22 protein-coding genes are annotated in these 20,360 nt (G+C 69.3%); 11 read left to right on the top strand and 11 right to left on the bottom strand.

What is annotated here, in order from left to right; translation table 11 throughout:
• Positions 1-115: 115 nt before the first annotated feature.
• The gene (locus ACZ7IB_RS29420; protein WP_470916813.1) at positions 116-700 is read right to left on the bottom strand and encodes a Uma2 family endonuclease; all 585 of its coding nucleotides are present in this window, start codon (positions 698-700) and stop codon (positions 116-118) included.
• Positions 701-802: 102 nt separating this feature from the next.
• Here ACZ7IB_RS29420 and thpR point away from each other — a divergent pair, with 102 nt between their 5' ends.
• Complete coding sequence (gene thpR / locus ACZ7IB_RS29415) at positions 803-1,375, top strand: RNA 2',3'-cyclic phosphodiesterase (RefSeq protein WP_470916812.1); 573 nt, start codon at positions 803-805, stop codon at positions 1,373-1,375.
• A gap of 273 nt (positions 1,376-1,648) precedes the next feature.
• Here the strand turns inward: thpR and ACZ7IB_RS29410 are convergent, their stop codons facing one another.
• A complete protein-coding gene (locus ACZ7IB_RS29410) occupies positions 1,649-2,425 on the bottom strand; it encodes an alpha/beta fold hydrolase (RefSeq protein WP_470916811.1) in 777 nt (258 codons plus the stop codon).
• Positions 2,426-2,513: 88 nt separating this feature from the next.
• Here ACZ7IB_RS29410 and ACZ7IB_RS29405 point away from each other — a divergent pair, with 88 nt between their 5' ends.
• Positions 2,514-3,044, top strand: coding sequence for a PadR family transcriptional regulator (locus tag ACZ7IB_RS29405; RefSeq protein WP_470916810.1), 531 nt, complete (start codon positions 2,514-2,516; stop codon positions 3,042-3,044).
• 97 nt (positions 3,045-3,141) lie between these two features.
• On the opposite strand, the gene ACZ7IB_RS29400 is transcribed toward ACZ7IB_RS29405, so the two are convergent.
• From ACZ7IB_RS29400 to pip, 3 genes are all read right to left on the bottom strand, one after another.
• Entirely contained in the window at positions 3,142-4,137 is a 996-nt protein-coding gene (locus tag ACZ7IB_RS29400) for an aldo/keto reductase (protein ID WP_470916809.1), read from the bottom strand.
• Positions 4,138-4,263: 126 nt separating this feature from the next.
• The gene (locus tag ACZ7IB_RS29395; RefSeq protein ID WP_470916808.1) at positions 4,264-6,537 is read right to left on the bottom strand and encodes a peptidoglycan recognition protein family protein; all 2,274 of its coding nucleotides are present in this window, start codon (positions 6,535-6,537) and stop codon (positions 4,264-4,266) included.
• A gap of 198 nt (positions 6,538-6,735) precedes the next feature.
• Positions 6,736-7,713 (bottom strand): prolyl aminopeptidase, encoded by a 978-nt coding sequence (gene pip, locus ACZ7IB_RS29390; protein ID WP_470916807.1) that lies wholly within the window; start codon positions 7,711-7,713, stop codon positions 6,736-6,738.
• A gap of 209 nt (positions 7,714-7,922) precedes the next feature.
• On the opposite strand from pip, the gene ACZ7IB_RS29385 reads away from it, so the two are divergent.
• The 5 genes from ACZ7IB_RS29385 (at position 7,923) to ACZ7IB_RS29365 (ending at position 12,399) form a co-directional block, all read left to right on the top strand.
• Entirely contained in the window at positions 7,923-9,590 is a 1,668-nt protein-coding gene (locus ACZ7IB_RS29385; RefSeq protein WP_470916832.1) for an IS200/IS605 family accessory protein TnpB-related protein, read from the top strand.
• A 36-nt stretch (positions 9,591-9,626) separates the two neighbouring features.
• Entirely contained in the window at positions 9,627-10,121 is a 495-nt protein-coding gene (locus tag ACZ7IB_RS29380) for a cupin domain-containing protein (RefSeq protein ID WP_470916806.1), read from the top strand.
• A 127-nt stretch (positions 10,122-10,248) separates the two neighbouring features.
• A complete protein-coding gene (locus ACZ7IB_RS29375) occupies positions 10,249-10,707 on the top strand; it encodes a MarR family winged helix-turn-helix transcriptional regulator (RefSeq protein WP_470916805.1) in 459 nt (152 codons plus the stop codon).
• Entirely contained in the window at positions 10,704-11,576 is an 873-nt protein-coding gene (locus ACZ7IB_RS29370; RefSeq protein ID WP_470916804.1) for an ABC transporter ATP-binding protein, read from the top strand. Before ACZ7IB_RS29375 ends, ACZ7IB_RS29370 begins: the two co-directional genes overlap by 4 nt.
• Entirely contained in the window at positions 11,536-12,399 is an 864-nt protein-coding gene (locus ACZ7IB_RS29365) for an ABC transporter permease (protein WP_470916803.1), read from the top strand. Before ACZ7IB_RS29370 ends, ACZ7IB_RS29365 begins: the two co-directional genes overlap by 41 nt.
• A gap of 46 nt (positions 12,400-12,445) precedes the next feature.
• On the opposite strand, the gene ACZ7IB_RS29360 is transcribed toward ACZ7IB_RS29365, so the two are convergent.
• Positions 12,446-13,567: a catalase family protein gene (locus tag ACZ7IB_RS29360; protein ID WP_470916802.1), complete on the bottom strand. Its 1,122-nt coding sequence runs from the start codon at positions 13,565-13,567 to the stop codon at positions 12,446-12,448.
• A gap of 405 nt (positions 13,568-13,972) precedes the next feature.
• Here ACZ7IB_RS29360 and ACZ7IB_RS29355 point away from each other — a divergent pair, with 405 nt between their 5' ends.
• Positions 13,973-14,650: a GAP family protein gene (locus ACZ7IB_RS29355; protein WP_266359077.1), complete on the top strand. Its 678-nt coding sequence runs from the start codon at positions 13,973-13,975 to the stop codon at positions 14,648-14,650.
• A 92-nt stretch (positions 14,651-14,742) separates the two neighbouring features.
• On the opposite strand, the gene ACZ7IB_RS29350 is transcribed toward ACZ7IB_RS29355, so the two are convergent.
• Entirely contained in the window at positions 14,743-14,922 is a 180-nt protein-coding gene (locus tag ACZ7IB_RS29350) for a DUF397 domain-containing protein (RefSeq protein ID WP_470916801.1), read from the bottom strand.
• Positions 14,919-15,731, bottom strand: a complete 813-nt coding sequence (locus tag ACZ7IB_RS29345) for a helix-turn-helix domain-containing protein (RefSeq protein ID WP_470916800.1) — start codon at positions 15,729-15,731, stop codon at positions 14,919-14,921. Before ACZ7IB_RS29345 ends, ACZ7IB_RS29350 begins: the two co-directional genes overlap by 4 nt.
• Before the next feature lie 81 nt (positions 15,732-15,812).
• Between ACZ7IB_RS29345 and ACZ7IB_RS29340 the strand changes: the two genes are divergently transcribed.
• Complete coding sequence (locus ACZ7IB_RS29340; RefSeq protein ID WP_470916799.1) at positions 15,813-16,241, top strand: hypothetical protein; 429 nt, start codon at positions 15,813-15,815, stop codon at positions 16,239-16,241.
• 21 nt (positions 16,242-16,262) lie between these two features.
• Here the strand turns inward: ACZ7IB_RS29340 and ACZ7IB_RS29335 are convergent, their stop codons facing one another.
• Both ACZ7IB_RS29335 and ACZ7IB_RS29330 read right to left on the bottom strand, forming a co-directional pair.
• Positions 16,263-16,541 carry a type II toxin-antitoxin system RelE family toxin gene (locus ACZ7IB_RS29335; protein ID WP_470916798.1) on the bottom strand — a complete coding sequence of 93 codons (279 nt, stop codon included), beginning with the start codon at positions 16,539-16,541 and terminating at the stop codon, positions 16,263-16,265.
• Positions 16,542-16,545: 4 nt separating this feature from the next.
• Positions 16,546-16,824: a type II toxin-antitoxin system Phd/YefM family antitoxin gene (locus ACZ7IB_RS29330; protein ID WP_470916797.1), complete on the bottom strand. Its 279-nt coding sequence runs from the start codon at positions 16,822-16,824 to the stop codon at positions 16,546-16,548.
• A 193-nt stretch (positions 16,825-17,017) separates the two neighbouring features.
• Between ACZ7IB_RS29330 and ACZ7IB_RS29325 the strand changes: the two genes are divergently transcribed.
• A complete protein-coding gene (locus ACZ7IB_RS29325; protein WP_470916796.1) occupies positions 17,018-17,992 on the top strand; it encodes a hypothetical protein in 975 nt (324 codons plus the stop codon).
• Positions 17,993-18,272: 280 nt separating this feature from the next.
• On the opposite strand, the gene ACZ7IB_RS29320 is transcribed toward ACZ7IB_RS29325, so the two are convergent.
• Complete coding sequence (locus ACZ7IB_RS29320) at positions 18,273-19,730, bottom strand: MFS transporter (protein ID WP_470916795.1); 1,458 nt, start codon at positions 19,728-19,730, stop codon at positions 18,273-18,275.
• Positions 19,731-19,895: 165 nt separating this feature from the next.
• Here ACZ7IB_RS29320 and ACZ7IB_RS29315 point away from each other — a divergent pair, with 165 nt between their 5' ends.
• A complete protein-coding gene (locus ACZ7IB_RS29315; RefSeq protein ID WP_470916794.1) occupies positions 19,896-20,351 on the top strand; it encodes a MarR family winged helix-turn-helix transcriptional regulator in 456 nt (151 codons plus the stop codon).
• The last annotated feature ends 9 nt before the right edge of the window (positions 20,352-20,360 follow it).

Genomic DNA, 20,360 nt, shown 5'->3' with positions numbered 1-20,360 from the left:
TCTACCCCCCCGCCGAACTGTTGGGGCGGCATCTGGATCTTTCCCCTCCCCCCTGCTCCCACCCCCGCCCACTCTCCCCTCTCGGTCGGGGCCCGTGGCACGTACGGGGGACGTGTCAGTCGCGGGGGAACTCGCCCGTCTCCAGGGTGAGGCCCACAAGGGTCGCGGTGAGGTCGATCGGGGTGCCGAAGTCGAGGCTCAGCACGCTGCGGTACTCGTCGTCCTTCGGGAGCGTGTGGAGATGCCACGTGCCGGTGTACGGGTCGACGATGACGTACACGGGTACGTCGGCGGTGGCGTACGTGGCCTTCTTCGACCCGTAGTCGTTGGCGGCGGTGTTCTTGGAGATCACCTCGGCCACGAACTCGATGTCCTGGTAGCGGCAGCGGCCGTTGGCGTCCTCGGTGGCACCCTCGGCCAGGGCGACTACGTCGCAAGCGAAGCCGTTGAGGAGGCCTGGGAAGTCGATACGCACGTCGGACAGCAAACTCTCCCGCGGATACCTTTCGCGCAGTTGTTCGACGATGTCGAGAATGATCCGCCAGTGTGTGCGCCGCTGCGGCGACATGTAGATGTTCCCCTCGACGATCTCGACCTTGAATCCCTCGGGGGTGGGCTCAAGCCACTCGAACATCATGTCCAGAGTGCGCTCGTCGCTGATGTCGGCCATCTCGATCCTGTCGGTGTCCACGACGGTCATCGTGCCGCTCCTCCCCGCTGCCGCACGGGCGCGCGGGCAGTCGCGTAGTACAACGATACGCACGGAGACGAAGACACGCCGTTACGGTGCGACACTCGGCCCATGAGCAGCCTCAGACTCTTCGTCGCCGTTCTGCCGCCCGCCCCCGCCCTCCAGGAACTGGGCCGCGCCGTCGCCCCGCTGCGCGCGCTCCCCGGTGCCGGGAGACTGCGCTGGACCGGTACGCCCAGCTGGCACTTCACGCTCGCGTTCCTCGGGTCCGTGGACGAGGAGGTGCTGCCCGAGCTGCATGCGCGCCTCGAACGGGCGGCCCGCCGCACCGAGCCCTTCCCGCTGCGCCTCCACAATGGCGGCCGGTTCGGTGGGCGGGTGCTGTGGGTCGGGGCCGCGGGCGAACTCGACACGCTGCGGCTCCTCGCCGAACGCGCCGACGCCGCCGCCCGCCGCACCGGCATCCCGATGGAGGAGCACCGCCGCTACAGCGCGCACCTCACCCTCGCCCGCAGCCGCACCGACGCCGACCTGCGCCCCTTCGTCGAGGCTCTCGGGGGCTTCGAGGGCACCCCGTGGGAGGTCGGTGAGCTCGCCCTCGTACGCAGCAACCTGCCGGTCGCCGGGGTGCGGGGCGAGCAGCCGCGGTACGAGGTGATCGCATCCTGGTCGCTGGGTCACTGAGATGGGCGGTTACGCTCGGAGGGTGGACCCGAAGACCAGAAACCGCATCATGGCCGCCGCACTCGTGCTGATGTTCGTCGTCGTCGCCGTGGCAGCCGCCGTCGGAGCGTGACGTCAGCGGCCGTGTCGCAGGCGGCCGATCCGGACGACGATCGCCGGCCGGGTGAAGTGGCCCATGACCGCGGCAAGGGCTCCGGCGACCACCAGGAGCGGTACGAACCGACCCATGGGCGCGAGTGCAGGCCCGTCGCGTCCGACGCGCACCCCTCCGTCTCAGGCGTTGACGGCCAGCGCCGTCTCCTTGGCGAACGCCTCCGGGTTGTCCAGCATGATGTTGTGCCCGCAGTCCGGGACCGCCACGACCCGCACGCCGTTCTCGATCAGTGATTCCTCGCCGGGCAGTGGTCCGTTGTCCCGGGGGTGCAGATACGTACGCGGAATCTTCAGGTCCAGCAGTAGCGCGCGCATCGTCGGCGTCGTCCCGCGGGCGAGATGCACGGCGGTGCGGTGCAGTGCCTCGGGGCCCGCGAGGCGCATGGTCGCCCACCAGTGGGGCCCCACCCGGTCGCGCACTTCCTCCAGGCCGCCGGCCAGGAACTCCTCCTCCGTGTACCGGGCGAGGCCGCTGCTGCCCGGCCGGGCCGGGTCCGGGGCGACCGGGTCCAGATTGGCGTCGACCAGCACCAGCCGGGCCACCAGTTGCGGGTGGCGTGCCGCGAGCACGATGGCCACCGCGCCGCCCATGCTGTGCGCGACCACGTCGGAGTCGTACGCGTCGGCCGCCTTCAGCGCCGCCGCCACCGCGTCGGCGTGCTCTTCCAGGGTGTAGCCGAAGTCCGTGGGGCGGTCACTGATTCCGAAGCCGAGCAGGTCCATGAGCAGCGACCGGCTGTCGGCCAGCAGGGGATGCACGGCACTCGCGGTGAAGTACGGGCCGGACGAGGCCCCGAGCCCGTGCAGATAGACCCGGGTACGGGACGTGCCGGGGCGGCCGGGGAGCTCCACCCACCGGATGCACGCACCGTCGGCCGCGACCTGAGCGTTCTGCATGTTTCCTCCTCCTTGCCCCACAACCCGATAACCTCGGCGAGACTATACATCGGTGTCGATGTATAACGCCATGGGGGAGGATGCTTGCATGCTGGAACTGGCCATCCTGGGATTTCTGTACGAACAGCCGCTGCACGGCTACGAGCTGAAGCGTCGGGTCGCCCACCTCACCGGACACGTCCGCCCCATCGCGGACGGCACGCTGTACCCGGCGATCAAGCGCCTGGAGCGAGCCGGATGGCTGGAGCGCCGAACGGAGCCGGGCAGCAGGGCTGCCCCCCGCCACACGCTGACCCTGACCGACCAGGGGCGCGAGGAACTGCGGCACCGGCTGCGGGAGGCCGGCGAGACGGACATCAGTGACGAGAACCGATGGTTCACCGTCCTCGCCTTCCTGCGCCATCTTGCGTCCCCGGCCGAGCAGGCGAAGGTGCTGCGGCGCCGGCTCGCGTTCCTGGAGGAGCCGAGCAGCTTCTTCTACGAGGGCGAGCAGCCGCTCGGCGCCGAGACGTTCGAGGACCCGTTCCGGCAGGGTCTGCTGAGGATCGCCCGTGCGACCAGCCAGGCGGAGCTGAGCTGGCTCGGGGAGACGCTCATGGAACTCGAAGCGTCGCTCTGAAGCGGACGCACAACGGGCCGCCGTCGCCCTCGCCCCCGAGCAGGGACGGGGCAGCGGCGGCCCGTACGTATCGGACGGACAGTCCGTCAGACCGTCCTCACCAGGCGAACGCCTCCGGCGACGGCCCCGGACCCGGGAAGATCTCCTCCAGCGACGCCAGCACCTCCGCGGAGAGTTCCAGCTCCAGCGCCCGCAGCGCCGAGTCCAACTGCTCCTGGTTGCGCGGTCCGACGATCGGCCCCGTCACCCCCGGCTGCGCGAGCAGCCACGCCAGGCCGACCTCGCCCGGCTCCAGGCCGTGCTTGTCGAGCAGGTCCTCGTACGCCTGGATCTTCTCGCGCTGCGCCGAGTTCTGCAGCGCGTCCGCGCTGCGGCCGGAGGCCGAACGCCCTGCCGTGCCCTCGCGCTCCTTCTTCAGCACACCACCCAGCAGTCCGCCGTGCAGCGGGGACCACGGAATGACGCCGAGGCCGTACTCCTGCGCGGCCGGGATGACTTCCATCTCGGCGCGCCGCTCCATCAGGTTGTAGATGCACTGCTCACTGACCAGGCCCAACGAGCCGCGCCGGGCGGCCAGTTCATTGGCCTGGGCGATCTTGTAACCGGCGAAGTTCGACGAACCCGCGTAGAGGATCTTGCCCTGCTGGACCAGGACGTCGATCGCCTGCCAGATCTCCTCGAAGGGGGTGTTCCGGTCGACGTGGTGGAACTGGTAGAGGTCGATGTGGTCCGTCTGGAGCCGCTTCAGCGACGCGTCGACCGAGCGCCGGATGTTCACGGCGGAAAGCTTGTCGTGGTTGGGCCAGGCCGCGCCGTCGGCGGCCATGTTCCCGTACATCTTGGTGGCCAGGACCACCTTGTCGCGGCGTTCGCCGCCCTTGGCGAACCAGGTGCCGATGATCTCCTCGGTACGGCCCTTGTTCTCACCCCAGCCGTAAATATTCGCGGTGTCGAAGAAGTTCAGGCCCGTGTCCAGCGCCGCGTCCATGATGGCGTGGCTGTCCACCTCATTGGTCTGCGGGCCGAAGTTCATGGTGCCGAGGACGAGGCGGCTGACCTTGAGTCCGGTGCGTCCGAGCTGCGTGTACTTCATGGACACCAAGCCAACGCCTTCGAGTCCGCTCGAAGCAAGGGTGAGCCCGAACGCGCCCTGCCCCCGGCGGAGGCCGGGGGCAGGGCGTCATGCGCATGTCTTACGCGGATGCTTCGACTGCTTCGGTCACTTCAGGTACACGATGCCGTCGGCGGTGACCGTCGGCCGGCCCGACGTGGCCACGACGACGATCTTGACGGTGTGCTTGGCGCTGCTCGACCAGCTCTTCGTCCACAGCGCGTCGCGGTACTTGGTGGTGCTGGACTTCAGGTCCACCGTGGACACCTTCACGCCGTCCACGTAGACGTACACCTGGCCGGAGGTGGCGGCCCTGGAGGCCACCAGGGCAACCGAGCGGCCGGTGAACGTCCAGCTCAGGCTCGCGCTCTTCGACGAGCTGGAGTACGACTTGCCGCCGAGGTAGCTGGACGAGGACTTCGTCGTCCACGTGCCCGTCTTCGTCGCCGAGCTCTCCTGGACGATGACCGGCGTGCCGGAGACCGATGCGGCGGCGGTGTTGCCCGCCTGGTCGTACGCGGTCATGGCCCAGCTGGTCGCCACACCCGACTTCGCGGTGTGCGAGGCGCTGGTGGTCGTCGGGCCGTAGGTCTTGGCGAGGGGGGCGGTGAGCCTGACCTCCTTGAGCGAAGCGGCGTCGGTGGCCTTCCACTTCAGGGTGACCGGGACGGCCGTGGTGTTCACCGTGCCGGTGCGCAGGGCCAGGTTCGGCTTGGTGGTGAACGCGGGCGCCGTCTGGTCGGCGACCACGGTGGCCGCGGCGGACGTGGTGACCTTGCCCGACTGGTGGGTGGCGCGGACCTGGACCTGGTGGCTGCCGACGGCGAGGGTGGCCTTGGCCGAGGTGGCGGTGCCCGTGGTGGTGGCGACGGACTTGCCGTCGACCAGCAGCTCGTACTTGGAGATGAACGCGCTCGGGGTGGTCGCCGACCAGCCCACGGTGACCGTGGACTTGGTGTAGTACGTCGTTCCCGAGAGCCCGGCGCCGGTCACCGACTTGATGGCCAGTCCGGTGACGGGACCCGCGGCGAGGCTGCGGATCGCGGGCAGCTGCCCGTACAGCTTGGTGCCGGGGCACTCGGTCGCGAAGCCGTCGCGGTGGCCGGAGATCTGCTTGAAGGAGTACTGCGTACCGGCGGTGAACTTGGTGCCGGCGAGGTTGCTGCCGGTGGCGCCCGCGGTGAGCGTGGTGCTGCCCGCCGGGTCGCCCTTGTACTGACCGAGCTTCCACGCGGCGATCCGGGCCACCGAGGTGGTCACCGCACTGGGGGCGGCCGAGTCCGTGTACGTACCGATGACCGAGATGCCGGCCGTCTGCCGGTTGAAGCCGTAGGTGTGCGCGCCGAAGACGGGCCGGTCCACCCCGCCCTTACGGCCCTCGAAGATCGTCCCGCACTTGTCGACCAGGAAGTTGTAGCCGATGTCCTTCCAGCCGTTGCTCTTGACGTGGTACGCGTACACGCTGCGCACGATCGCCGCGGAGTCGGCGCAGGAGTAGTTGTTGGTCCCGGCGGTGTGGTGGACGAAGACCGCCTTGACGGTGTCCGTGTACTCCGGCGCCTCCGGGCTCATCGACTCGTCGGCGCCCCAGCCCGCACGCGAGGTGATCGGCGGCTTGGGCACGGTCGAGGGCGGTGCGGGCGGCAGAGTGTCGGTCGGGGACGCACTCGCGGACGCCGAGGGGCTCGGGCTCACCGGGGGAGTGGGCTCCACCGTCACCGAGTCGGAAGGGCTCGGTGACGCCGGGTCGGACGGTATGACCTCGGCGGGCGGTTCCGTGCTGTCGTTCGGCGCGGGCGGCTCGGTCGCGGCCGGGTCCGACGGGTCGGTCGTGGCATCGGCTGCGGGGATGTCGGCGGCGAATGCGGCCGGGTCCGCGTTCAGGGTGCCGCTCCGGCCCGGGTCCACGGTGTCCAGCCGCAGCCCCGCGGGCAGCTTCGCGGAGACCTTGCCGCCCGCGTTGATCCGTACCTCGACACCGTTGGAGGGGCCCACCCAGCGCGGCTCGGTGCTCCCTCGTACGCCGGCCCGGCCGGTCTCCGTACGCCCGTCGACATCGGTTTCGAGCGGCAGCCAGGACGTCCAGTTCCCGTTGGCGGCGGACTTGGTCCGTACCTCCACGGCTCCGGTGACCTTGGCCGCCGGGTCGGTCCAGGTGATGCCCAGCATGCTGAACGGCTTGGTGTCCCGCTTGCCGAGGGTGGCTGAGGTGCCGTCACCGTCGACCTTCAGCGCGGTCGCGTGCACGTCGGTCTTGGCCGGGCCGGACTTGGCGTCGGCGTCCACCGAGGAGTTGCCCGTCACCCCCTCGAAGACCAGGACGCCCGCCACGGCGGAGGTGGCCAGGGCAGCCGTGATCCAGATTCTTCGCTTCGGTCTCAAGTCGTACCCCACGGATGGTTTCGGACATCGGTTTCGTCAGGCGCTGCGTCCGGCGACAGCACTGGCTCATGACGAGACCAGTGGGGGGTACGAGTGCTACCGCGCGTACAGCGAAGACACAGCTTGCCATGCCACTCCGACAAACGGACCCCTGCCCCCGCCCTTGCCGTCCGCGGATGGCGCAAATTCCACTTGCGTTCACTGCCGGGCAAACCGGTCCAGCGCCGCCAGCACCGCCCGGCTCGTCGCCGGACCGCCCAGATGCCCCGCACCGTCGATCACGGTCAGCTCCGCGTCCGGCCACGCCTTCGCCAGCTCCCACGCGGTGATCAGCGGCCCGCCCAGGTCGAACCGTCCGTGCACCAGCACACCCGGAATCCCCGTCAGCCGCCCCGCGTCCCGGATCAGCTGCCCCTCCTCCAGCCAGGCGCCGTGGGAGAAGTAGTGCGAGCAGATCCGCACCAGCGCCTGCTGCGCCCCGCCGGGGCGCCCGCTGTACGGAGGCGGTCCGGTGTACGTCTCCTGGGAGAGCACCGCGTCCTCCCAGGCGCACCAGTCGGCCGTCGCCTTCTCCCGCACCCCGGCGTCGGGGCTCTCCATCCGCCGGGCGTACGCGGCGAGGACGTCCGGGGTCGCGTCCCCCTCGGCCTCCGGCACCCCGGCCCGGAACAGGTCCCAGGCCTCGGGGAAGATCTGGCCCGCGCCCCGGTACAGCCAGTCGATCTCCGAGCGCCGGGTCGTCGTGACGGCCGGGATCACGATCTCGGAGACCCGCTCCGGGTACTGCTCGGCGTACGCGAGGATCAGCGTCGAGCCCCAGGACCCGCCGTACAGCAGCCAGGTGCCGATCCCGAGGTGGACGCGCAGCCGCTCCATGTCGGCGATCAGCCGGTCGGTCGTGTTGTACCGCATGTCGGCGGCCGGATCGCTCGCGTGCGGGGTGGAGCGGCCGCAGCCCCGCTGGTCGAAGAGGACGACGCGGTAGTGGTCCGGGTCGAAGTACTGCCGGGGCCGCTCTTTGCATCCCGACCCCGGACCGCCGTGCACGACGAGTGCGGGTTTGCCGTCCGGGTTGCCGCACGCCTCCCAGTACACGAGGTTGCCTTCCCCGACATCGAGCATGCCGTGCTCGTACGGTTCGATCGGCGGGTACTTCTCGTCGGGCTTGCGGTCCATGGCGCGGTGGCTCCTTTGGCTCGGCGGGTAATGGGGTTGTGAGCTGCTGTCGGTTTGCTGAGCTGAAGTGCGTTGTAGTGAGCAGGAGTGAGTCCTGTCGGCGGGTTCACCGAGTGGGAACGGAAGTTCTGGGGCCGAATGGGTGACCTTGGCGGTTGCTGCTCGTTGGGCAGGTGGCAGGTTTCCAGTCTGGGGGAGGGGGTGTTGTGGTGGGTGGTGTGCGGGAGTTGGCGGCGCCCTTCGTGGTGCCCGGGCCTTGCGGGGTGGCGGTCCGGGACCGTCTCAAGCACCTCACGCCCCAGGACGAGATAGTCCTGCGTGCGGTCGGTGAGTATCAGGGCCGTCTGGCTTCCCGTGATCTCAGGGCCCGTTGTGCGGATGGTCTGGAGCACGGTGCGGACACCTGGGCGTCGCGCAAGCGGGACCTGACGCCGCTGTCGTCGTCGCGGATCGCCGGTGCGATTACGAAGGCCACCCATGATCAGTGGGCGCTGGCGCGCCGTTGTCAGGCGGCGCACATCCGGAATCTGGAGGCCGGGATCGGGACGCTGCGGCACCGCCTGTCCCTCCCGATCGGTGAGCCCGGAACGAAGCGGGCCGCGGGCGGCTACCGCTCCCGGGGCGAGTGGTTTCGCAAGTCGCGCCGCCTCGCGGCGCTGGAAGCCCGGCACGCCGCCGCCGTTCGTGACCGGCAGGCCGGACGCGTCCGGGTCGTGCGGGGCGGCAAACGTCTCCTCAACACCCGCCACCACCTCACCCGGGCCCGGCTGACCGAAGAGCGGTGGCGGGAGCGCTGGGAGGCGGAACGCTGGTTCATCGCCGCCGACGGCGAGTCCGGGAAACGGTTCGGGAACGAGACCATCCGCGTCACCCCGGACGGCGAGGTCAGCATCAAACCGCCCGCCCCGCTCGCACACCTGGCCAACGCCAAGCACGGCCGATACACCCTCAACTCGACCGCGGCGTTCGCGCACCGGGGCCAGGAGTGGGCCGACCGCATCACCGCGAACCGGGCCGTCGCCTACCGCATCCACCTCGACACCGACCGTGGCCGCTGGTACCTCACCGCGTCCTGGCAACGCCCCGTTGTGCACACCATCCCGCTGGAGGCCGCCCGCGCCCGGGGCATGATCGGCGTGGACACCAACGCCGACCACTTCGCCGCCTACCAGCTCGACCCACATGGCAACCCCATTGGCGAGCCCCGGCGGTTCTTCTACGACCTGTCCGGCACCGCCGATCACCGCGACGCCCAGATCCGCCACGCGCTGACCCGGCTGATCAACTGGGCCAAGCAGGCCGGTGTTGCCGCGATCGGCATCGAGGACCTCGACTTCACCGCCGAGAAAACGCGGGAGAAGCACGGCCGCAGGAAGAGGTTCCGGCAGCTGATCTCAGGTATTCCGACCGGCAGGCTCAAGGCCCGGCTGGTCTCCATGGCCGCCGCGCAGGGCCTGAGCATTGTCGCGGTCGACCCCGCCTACACCTCGATGTGGGGTGCCCAGCACTGGCAGAAGCCACTGGCCACCCCGCACCGCAGAATGTCCCGTCACGATGCTGCCGGTATCGCGATCGGACGACGCGCCCTCGGGCACCCGGTCCGGGATGGGGTATCCCCTGCTCGAACGGAGTTGAGAGCTTGGGGAAGGACGGCACCGCCCCCTCACGACCGGAGTGATCGTGCGGGGCATCGGACCGCCCAGGCCCCACCAGGCACCCGAGGACGTGAGGGAACCCGCCCACCCGCAACGGACCACGCCCCTGGAGGCGTGCCGCCGAACGGGACGCGAAAGCGGGAACCCAGCGCATCCAACACCGTTCGGGATGCGCCCAGTACACATCGGTGGGTCCAGGACCCACTCATGCACACTGGCTAGGAACGGTCAGCGTATGGCGGGCGTAGCCTGATTGCCGTGAATTCCGGACCCCGGGTACTGGCCGTACTCGACGACCTGCTGACCGCCGCCGCCCACGACGACCGCGGTGCGCTGTGGCAACTGGCCGAGCAGGGCCGGGAGCTGGATGCCAATCTGGTACGTCTTCCGCCGGGCGCGGAGGTCGCTGAGCATCAGGAGGACGTCCTGGACGTCCTTCTCGTCGTCATCGCGGGCAGCGGCCGGGTCGTCACCGGGGGCGACGCGCTGAACCTGACGCCGACCAGCGTCGTCTGGCTGCCCCGAACCTCCCGCCGCGCCCTTGCCGCGGGACCGGACGGTCTGGCCTGCCTGACCGTCCACCGCCGCCGCCCCGGCCTGACCATCAAGACCTCGGTCGCGCCCCCGGCCGGATACGAGGGCGGCGAGGCGCCCTGCATGCTGGACCGGGTCTGCCCCGGGTGCGGCCGGCTCTCGCAGGACCCGGAGCCGGTGTTCTGCAGCCGGTGCGGGGAGCGGTTCGCCGGCCACTGACCGCGCGGCGCCGGACTTCCCCTGAACCGGGGCCGCCGTCTTCCGCTCATCGCGGGGGGCGGCCCCGTTTCCGTACGGGCCGAAAACGGCAGGGACATTAGCTCTCGTACAGAGTTAAAATGGACACGTGGTGGCGGGTGATCTACCCGATGAGCTCGCCGGACTTCTGCCCCGCATCCAGAGGCTCGCCCGGCGACGGCTGTGGAGCGGCCTGCCGGCGCCCCGGCTGCGCGGGGCGCACGCCGAACTGCTGAGGCTGGTGGCCGACCGACCCGGCATCCGCGTCTCCACGGCCGCACACAGCCTCTGTCTTGCGCCCAATTCGGTCAGCACCCTGGTGAACCACCTCGTCGCCGAAGGGCTGCTGCGACGGGAGAAGGACCCCGGAGACGGGCGGGCCGCGCTGCTGTATCCGACCCCCGCAGGGATCGGGAGGCTGAGCGACTGGCACGCCCGTCGCGAGGCGCTCTTCCGCGAGCATCTGGCCGGGCTCGACGCGGCCGACCGGTCGGCACTCGCCGCCGCACTCCCGGCCCTGCACAGACTCGCCGCCTCACTGCGAAGCGAAGGGGATGAGACCGCGTGACCACGGAAACCGCCCCCGCCCTCAACTGCACCGGTCTGAGCTACAGCTTCGGCGATGCGAAGGCCGTCGACGGCCTGGACCTGCTGGTCGGCCGGGGGGAGGTGTTCGGCCTCCTGGGCCCCAACGGCGCGGGCAAGACCACGACGATGCGCGCGATCACCACACTCCTGCCCGTACCGCCCGGCGTCATCGAGGTGTTCGGCCATGACGCGGCCCGGCAGAAGATGGCCGTACGCCGCCTGCTCGGCTACGTACCGCAGCAGCTGTCGGCCGACGCGAGCCTCACCGGCCGGGAGAACGTCCAGCTCTTCGCCCGCGTCTTCGACGTGCCCCGCCGCCAGCGCGCCGCGCGGGTCTCCCAGGCGCTGGACGCGGTCGGCCTCGGCGATGTCGCGCACCGGCTCGCCGCCACGTACTCCGGCGGCATGGTCCGCCGCCTCGAACTCGCGCAGGCCCTGGTCAGCGCGCCCCGGCTGATGATCCTGGACGAGCCGACCATCGGCCTGGACCCGATCGCACGGGACAGCGTCTGGGACCGCATCACCGAGATTCGGGTCGGCACCGGCATGACCGTGCTGGTCACCACCCACTCCATGGACGAGGCCGACCAGCGCTGCGACCGGCTCGCGCTGATGCACCTCGGCAGACTCCGCGCGCTCGGCACCCCCGCCCAGCTCAAGAGCGAGCTCGTCGCCCACCGCCGGGAATCGGGCGAGAGGGGCCTTCCGCCACCGTCCCTGGAGGACGTCTTCCGCCACCACTCCGGAAGCGGACTGAACGACCCCGGCTCCGGCTCCGGTTCCGACGAAGGGAAAGGAGCGTTCCGAGATGTCCGCCGTACCCGTCGCACCGCATCCCGCCTCGGCTGAGTCCGTCCCGCCGGATCAGCGGTTCGCGTTGCTGCTGACCCCGCCACCGTCCCGCACCGGCTGGCGCGTCGTACCCGCGCGCGTCACCGCGATGTGCGTCGTCGAACTGCAGAAACTGCGCCACGACCGCACCGAGATCTACACCCGCGCCGTGCAGCCCGCGCTCTGGCTGCTGATCTTCGGCGTGACGTTCTCCCGTATCCACGCCATCCCGACCGGCGGCGTCCCCTATCTCGACTTCCTGGCGCCGGGCATCATCGCCCAGTCCGCCATGTTCATCGCGATCTTCTACGGAATCATGATCATCTGGGAGCGGGACTCGGGCGTCCTCACCAAACTCATGGTCACGCCGACGCCCCGGACCGCGCTGGTGACAGGCAAGGCCTTCGCCGCCGGGGTGAAGGCCGTGATCCAGGCGGCGGTCGTCATCGTGATCGCCGCGCTGATCGGTGTCGGCATGACCTGGAACCCGTTGCGGCTGCTCGGCGTGGTCGTGGTGGTCCTCCTCGCGTCGGCGTTCTTCTCCTGCCTGTCGATGTCGATCGCCGGGATCGTCCTGACCCGCGACCGGCTGATGGGCATCGGCCAGGCCATCACGATGCCGCTCTTCTTCGCCTCCAACGCGCTCTACCCGGTCGCCCTGATGCCCGGCTGGCTCCAGGCCGTCAGCAGGGTGAACCCGCTGAGCTACGAGGTCGACGCCCTGCGCGGACTGCTCATCGGCACCCAGGCCCACCTGGGCCTCGACCTCGCAGTCCTCGCGTTCGCGGCGCTGGCCGGCATCGTCGCCGCCGGTTCTCTGCTGGGCCGCCTGGCCCGCTGAGCTGCCCTGGGCTGACCAGCTGTTCGTGCAGCAAGGTGACCGCCTTCTACGGCAGCACCTCGTCGGCGCTGCGCGGCTCCGTGCGCTCTTGACGATTGAGCTGGTGGCGCACGATGGAGGAGCGACGGTAGACCTCCTTGCGTGCGCGCATGATGCTGCCGAGGGGCGCGTGCGCGGCGGTCGCCCGCCACGGCGTGAAGGAGAGCGCGTCCATCCTCTTGAGGTTCTCCTCGTCGGAGATGTCCTGCCGCGGGAGGCGCAGCCTGGCCACCGTGACGAACGGGGAAAGCTGCTCGGGCCACTCGACGGTGACGTCCTCGACCGGCATCCGGTCCAGGCCGGTGCACAGCTGGACCTGGATGTCGAACGCGTAGGGCCGTTCCTGCAGTTCGGTGACCAGAGCAGGCCGGAACACCTCTGCCGCCGATGTCAGGTCGATGGTGCGCCGGACCACCGCTTTGGCGAAGGAGGGGTCGGGGGCGATACGCACCTTGGCGATGTGGTCGCCGTGCCGGACCGCGCCCATCGTCCAGTAGGTCGACAGCAGAACGTTCACCGAGGGCGGCTGCGACACCCTGAGGAACGCCAGGAACTCGTCCCACGCCCATTCGTCCTGCTCCAGGGTGCCCTTTCCCGTCACGAAGTCGCGGTAGAAGCGATGCCGGCCGGGCGCTCCCTGGGCGAAATAGGCGGGTGCTTCGAGGAAGAGTTCCTGGATGAACAGGTAATGCTCGACGGTGTTGCAGAAGAAGACCGGCGCGTTGATGAGGGCGTAGTCGAAGGTGCGGGTGTCGGGCTCGTCGTCCAGGAGGGTCGGACCGTCGATGTCGAAGATCTTGAGAGCCAGCCCGGTCGCACGGCCGAGCCGTGCGTCGGCTCCGGCATGCGGGGAGCCGTTGGAGAACCGCACGAGGGCATCGTGGCGTCCTGGCGTCGCGTAAATGCCCTGGGCGTACTCGGCGGGGAGCCGGTCGAGGATTTCGACTTCTCCTCTGACGAGTCCGTAACCCTTGGCGTGCGCGTCACGCACCGCGGCGCCGGTGCCTTCGGTCGTGACCGATTCGGCGATGTACCGCTCGGTCTTCCCGATCACTGTTTGCAGATTGTCGTCGAAATCGGGCTCAGCGGTTTCGACGTCCTGCGTGTAAGGGATGAACCGTGATGGCATGAATCGGCCGTTTCTCGTCGGCAGCTCCGCTCGTGAGAGCGGCGCCTCGCACTCCGGGCCGACCCGTACAACGCCACATGGCTGCCTGACGACAGCCACGACCGTCGCGGGCCCAGGCCCTGGTCCAAAGCCAGCGTAGGCACGGGTGGACGGCTGCCGCGCGTTGAAGGCGGCCCGTCCCCGGTAGGCAGGGCGGCGCGAAGAACTGTCCGCAGGGCCGCTCGGACGTGGTCGTGGCTCGCTCCTCGTCGTCGGTGTCGCGCGGCCCGCTGATGCGGTCGATGATGGCTTTTGAGGGTTCTCCACGTGCTCGGCGAACGACGGAGAAGCTCGCGGGGGCCGGAGACGCCGACCGTGGCCGGCCCGGTCGGCCGGTTCGTCCCTGATCGCCGTCCGGAGGGCACCATGGGTAAAGTTCTCGGCGATGTCCTGGGCCTGGCGGCCGGCGTCGCGATCAGTCCGCTCCCGATCATCGCGATCATCCTTGTACTGGTCACGCCCCGAGGGCGGCTCAACGGGCTGCTGTTCACCGTCGGCTGGGTCGTGGGGCTTTCGGTGCTGGGCGCGGTCATGCTGGTGATCGGCGGCCCCGGCGGTGCGTCCGCCCAGCATCATCCGGCCACCTGGGTGGGCGGCCTCAAGCTCGGGCTGGGACTGCTCCTTGTGCTGTTCGGTGCCCGGCAGTGGCACCGGCGCCCCGCCCCCACCGAGGAGGCGCAGATTCCGAAATGGATGGCCGCGATCGACCGCTTCACGCCGGTCAAGATCTTCGGCCTCGGGCTGGCCCTGTCGGCGGCCAATGTCAAAAACGCCTCGCTGACCATTGCGGCGGCCGCCTCCATCAGCTCGGCCGGCCTCCCCCCGGGGCAGCAGATCGCCTCGCTGGCCGTCTTCGTGGTCATCGGTACCCTCGGACTGCTGACCCCGCTCGCAGTACTGCTGTTCACGGGGGAGCGGGCGGCGGCCGTGCTCAGCGGCTGGAAGGACTGGACCGCCCGGCACAACGTCGCTGTGATGGCAGTCCTGTTCTTCGTACTCGGGGCGAAACTGCTCGGAGACGGCATCGGCATCCTCGTCTCCTGACCGCAGCATCCCCTGACCGGCGACCACGCGCTGGCGGCTCGTTGGACATGTCGCCACCCTGCGGAGCGGGTCCGACAGCCTGGGACGCGGCCTTACTGCACGGCGTACGCGAGGAAGTCGGCCCAGGCGGCGGGGGAGAGGGCGAGGGCGGGGACGGTGAGGTCCTTGGAGTCGCGGACGTGGACGGTCTCGGGGCACGTGGCGACCTCAACGCAGTTGCCGCTGTTTTCGCCGCTGTAGCTGCTCTTGAACCAATTGAGGCCGGTGTTCATAGGTCTTTCGCCACCTGCTCGATCACGTCTCTGGACTCTTCGGGGCTGAGGGCCTGCGCCCGCAGAATGCCATATTTCCCGAACAGGTTCCCCAGCGCCGGTTGTTCGCTGATGAGGAAGTTGTGGTCCTGAACTTCGACATAGGCGAGCTGACGCCGTTTCTTGGTCTCCAGCAGAACGAACGGACCACTGAGACCGGCATGAGTCTGCCGACGCGGTGACATCACCTGCATCTGTACATGTCGTAGCGCCCCGACCTCCAGGATGTGGTCGAGCTGCTCCTTGTGCACCCGACGACCCCCGATGGGGCGGGTAAGAGCGGCGAGTTCCAGGACAAAGCCGATGTCCGGCACGGGCTTTCGGGACAGGAGCCTCTGGCGTGCCAAACGGGCCGCGACTCGGCCCTCTACCTTATCGTCGTCGACGGGTGGGTAGCCGCTGCCCAAGACGGTGCGGGCGTAGCCCTCCGTCTGCAACATCCCAGGCACGACGTGAGTCTCGTACTCGTGTCTGGCGGACGCGTTGATCTCTTCCTCGGCGAACGGCTCGAACCATGACGCCAGATAGCCGAACGTCACCCCCTCGCCTGCGGCCGTCAGTGCACCCTGTGCACCCAACGCGCAGTCCGCCTCCGCGATGAATTCGTCCTTGGGAGGCCGTTGCCCCCGTTCGACCATCGCCACCTGTGACTTGGAATAGCCGATCTTCAAGCCGAGGGCCTCCTGCGAGAGCCCGGCCCGTTCACGGAAGAAACGCAGCATTTTGCCGAACATTTCGGTGTTGCTGCTGCCACGACCACTGGAGTGCACAAACTCTCCCCTGCGAACACAACAGTGCACAGAAGCCCTGTGTCCCTGGTCACACTAGGTGTCGACCGGGACGCTTTCCCCATGGAACGGAAAAGTTCACCCACCCCGGCGCCCTCGTGGGTACCCGCGTCCGGGCACGCCCTGCGGCACGTCGGTATTCACTTCGACGCGGTACGGATCCCTGGCGTACTCGGCGAGCAAGTCGCGTACGAGATCATGCAGTTCACCAACTTCCGGGCGGGCCCGATCGTGCGGTCGGGGATCGGGGAGCGCAGCATGTACTTCCTGTTGCCACCGCGTAGCGCCCGCGCACACCGGTGGCCGTCGGGGGCGCAGTTGATGGGGTGTTACGGGCAGAACGCGGCGTTCGTCGGGGTGCCCGCGCTGCACGGACTGACCTGGCCGCTCGACTGGCGCTCACTGCCCACGGCCGAGGCGCCGTTCGTGGATGCCGGCCTACTGCACGAACTGGTCCTGGAGGTGACAGCCAGGGGAGGGGAGGGGACGTGATCCAGGGACCCGGAGCGTGAGCTACAGGCTGCGGTAGACCTCGCCGCGGTGCGCGACGGCCAGCACCCACAGGATGAGCTGACCGTCTTCGACGGTGTACACGGCGCGGTAGTCGCCGATTCTCAGCCGCCACCTGTCCGAGTGCCCCTGGAGAGCTTTGATGTCGAAGGATGCGGTATCTCCCGCATCCAGCGCCTTCTGGAGCTCGGTGAGACGGAAGAGAATGCGGAGCGCGTCCTGACGAGAAATCTTCAGCAAGTCCCGTTGTGCGCGCGAAGTGAACCGCGTGACGTATCCCATGAGGTCAGGGCGCAGATCGGAGGAGTGCGGCCATCTCTTCCATGGAGACCGAACCGTTGAGGCCCTCGGACTCGGCCTCGTCGGCCAGTCGGTTGAGCCACTCTTCCTCGTACTGCTCGGCGATCTGCTTCAGGCGTCGGTATTCGTCGATATCGACCAGTACGGCTTCGCTCTTACCGCGGCGCGTGATGATCGTCGGGATTTCGTCCCGTCGCGCGCGGTCTATGACATCGGCGAGGTGACGGCGGACCTCTGCCATGGACTCGGTGACAGGTTCGCTCATGTAGTAAATGTATCGGATGTACATCTGTTGCGCGAGGGATGTGAGCGAAAGGGGGCAAGGCCTCCCGCGGCCTGCGGTACGGTGATCACGTCATAACGCTCTGTGTTCTACCTGCGCGCAGAGCGGCCCTCGGGGGTGCTACCAACACCTCGCCGAGGGCCTTCACCACGAGTGGAATCGAGAGTCCACCGGGATGCTTTGGCATGCTATCGCGCCGTCTCGGCGCTTCACGAAGGCTTCGCACGACGTCGTGCGCCATCCGCGTCTGGGCAGTGACGCGAAGATCCTCCTCCTGTACGTACAGGGGCTCCCCGAAGACCGGGCCGGGCAGGCGCTCAGTGAGCACGCGGGGAAGCTCGGGATCACTGGACGGGCGTACCAGAAGGCCAAGAAACAGCTGGTCGAGAACGGTTTCGTGCATGAGCGGCGGCGGCAGGTGGGCCGGGGGCACTGGGCCACCGACCAGCTCTGCTCGAACGTCCCCCTCACGGCGGAACAGGCCCGACGGGTCCAGGACGGGCTGGCGGTGGCGCCTGCGCCCCAGCCGAGTACGCAGGAACGGGCGGTCGGTCGGCCGGGGGTTCGGGACGCCGGTGACTCACTACCGGTAGAAGAAGAACGTGAGAAGAACTATCCCCACCCACCCTCCGAAGCCGAGCCCGAGCCCGGTCCCGACAGCACCCCTGACCCCGAACTGAACGTGACAGAACGGCTCCTGCTGTCACTCCGTCACGCAACACCCCAGCTGCACCTGGGAGTCCGCGAGGCCCGGGGGCTCGCCGAGCTCGCCGCGGAGTGGATTCGGCGTGGCATCACGACCACCGACTTACGGCGGGCCCTGACCAGCGAACTGCCCCCGGAGGGCGTGCGGTCGGCGGTTGGATTCCTGCGCCACCGCCTCGTACAGAAACTCCCGGAACCCCCGGCACCCACCACTGCCCGCCCCGCAACACCACCCCGCGTCAGGGAACTCGTCCCCTGCGCCGGTCCTGGCGAGGATCACGTCTTCCGGGCGGTGGGCGACGAAACGCACTGCGCCCCGTGCCGTCAGGAGGAGGCACGGGCATCTTGGGCCGCCCAAGCAGCCGCGTACGCGCAGCAGCCTTCCCACATCCCCTGGCGCGAACGAGTCGCCTCCCTCGCGGCGAACTCGGCCGAGACCGCCTGAAGGGCGATCGGCGCTCTTGCCGCGCCTCCAGCGGCGAAGCCGCCGACGCCAAAGGCATCTGGGACGAGGCCGTTTCGGCCCCCGAATGGGACGGTCCGCCGGTATGGCTTCATGGTGACGCTCGACCGTGTTCCGGCCTCCGGCTGAACGTTCTCCCGCCCGCCGCCCGCCGCCCGGTCCGCTGCCCGGCGTCGGCGGAGGGGCGACGCCGGGCAGCGCGGTTCTGTTTCCCCGCCGGGCTCGTGGCCCGGGTGGGGCGCCGCAACGGGTGTCGGGCCGGTCAGGCTTCGACAGCGGCCTGTTCGGGGGTGGGGGCCGCATCGTCCTTCGCGGTGTCGGACGCACTGCGGCGCACTGCCGGGATGACGAGGGCGATCGCCGCGGCGACCAGGGCGACGCCGCAGCCGATGATCAGGCCGGTGCGGAAGCCGCTCTCCGAGGTGAAGCTGTGGCCGCCCGCCGTGGTGGTCATCTGGGACAGGACCACGCCGATCACGGCCGCACCGATCGAGGTGCCGAGGGAACGCATCAGCGTGTTGAAGCCGTTGGCCGCGGCCGTCTCGGAGAGCGGCACGGAGCCCATGATCAGGGCCGGCATGGAGCCGTAGGCGAGACCCACGCCGCTGTTGATGACCATGAGGGACAGCATCAGCCCCCAGGCGGAGCCCATGAGGACGAGAGAGAGGCCGTACCCGGCGGCCAGGACCAGGACGCCGCAGATCAGGGTGAACTTCGGGCCGCGGGCGTCGGTGAGCTTTCCGCCGAACGGAGAGACGATCATCATCATGACGCCGCCGGGGGCCATCCAGAGGCCCGCCGCCAGCATCGACTGGCCGAGGCCGTAACCGGTGGCCTCGGGGAACTGGAGCAGCTGAGGCACGATCAGCATGCTGGCGTACATGCCGAAGCCGACGAAGATCGAGGCGACGTTGGTGATCAGCACGCGGGGGCGGGCCGTGGTGCGCAGGTCGACCAGCGGGTCACGGGTACGCAGCTCCCACGCGCCCCAGGCCAGCAGCACGACGACGGCGGCGATGAACAGGCTGAGCGTCGTCACGGAGGTCCATCCCCACTCGGCGCCCTTGGAGACGGCGAGCAGCAGGCAGACCAGGCCGACGCCGAGGCCGAGCGCACCGGGCGCGTCGAAACGCTGCCCCTTGGCACCGGCCGGGACGTCCGGGATGAGGAACCAGATCAGGGTGGCGATGGCCACGGCCAGGACGGCGGAGCCCCAGAACAGTGCGCGCCAGTTCGCGTACTGCGCGACGGCCGAGGCGATCGGCAGGCCGAGGCCGCCGCCGATACCCATGGAGGCGCTGACCAGGGCGATGGAGGAGCTGAGCTTCTCGGCGGGGACCACGTCGCGGAGCAGGGCGATGCCGAGCGGCACCATGCCCATGCCCATGCCCTGCAGACCACGTCCGATGATCATGGGCACGACGGACGACGCGAGGGCGCAGACCACCGATCCCGCGATGAGGGGGACGGAACAGGCGAGGAGCATCCGGCGCTTGCCCAGCAGGTCGCCGAGGCGTCCGGTGACGGGCACGCACACCGCCCCCGCCAGCAGGGTCACCGTGATCACCCAGGCGGCGTTCGCGGAACTGGTGTGCAGGATCTGCGGCAGTTCGGCGATGAGCGGCGTGACCAGGGTCTGCATGATCGCGGCCACGATGCCGGCGAATGCCAGCGTGGCGATCACACCGTTCGCGCGGGTCGATGCTTGGGGGGCTCCCATACCGGGACTCCTCGGGTGGCTGGCGAGTATCGAATTGCATCGTACATGGCTTGTGCATCACACACATTATGTGTGCGATGCATAGTCGTGTGAGAGCATGGAGCGGGGCCGCTCCGAAATGAAACGTGCCGGCGGCCCGGCAAGGAGCGAGAGGCAGCGGTCGCAATGGTCAGGGCTACGCAAGAGGTCGAGTACGAGCAGATGCTGCTCAGTCGCCATGGGCTTCTGAATCACAGGAACGGCCGCCGCGAGGACAGCCGGCTGGAGCGGAGTGCCTACATCCTGCTCAGCCGCATCCGTGTCCAGGGGCCGATGTCGATCGGTGAACTGAGCGACGCCTTCGGGCTCGACGCCTCGACCCTCAACCGGCAGACCGCCGCGGCGAAGCGCGCCGGTCTCGTCGAGCGCATACCCGACCCCGAGGGCGGCATGGCCCGCAAGTTCCGCATCACCGACGAGGGTGCGCGCATGCTCGATGATGAGCGGGAGCGCAATACGAGCTCGCTGGACCAGATCATGTCCGACTGGTCCGAGGAGGACGTCTCGGCCTTCGCCGCGTACCTCAGGCGCTTCAACGCCGACATCGAGCGCCTGAGCGGACGCCGGTGGCCGCGTCCCTGATCCGACCCG

The sequence above is a fragment of the Streptomyces sp. NPDC037301 genome, assembly GCF_055602785.1.
This window is presented reverse-complemented; position numbering and strand designations above follow the sequence as displayed.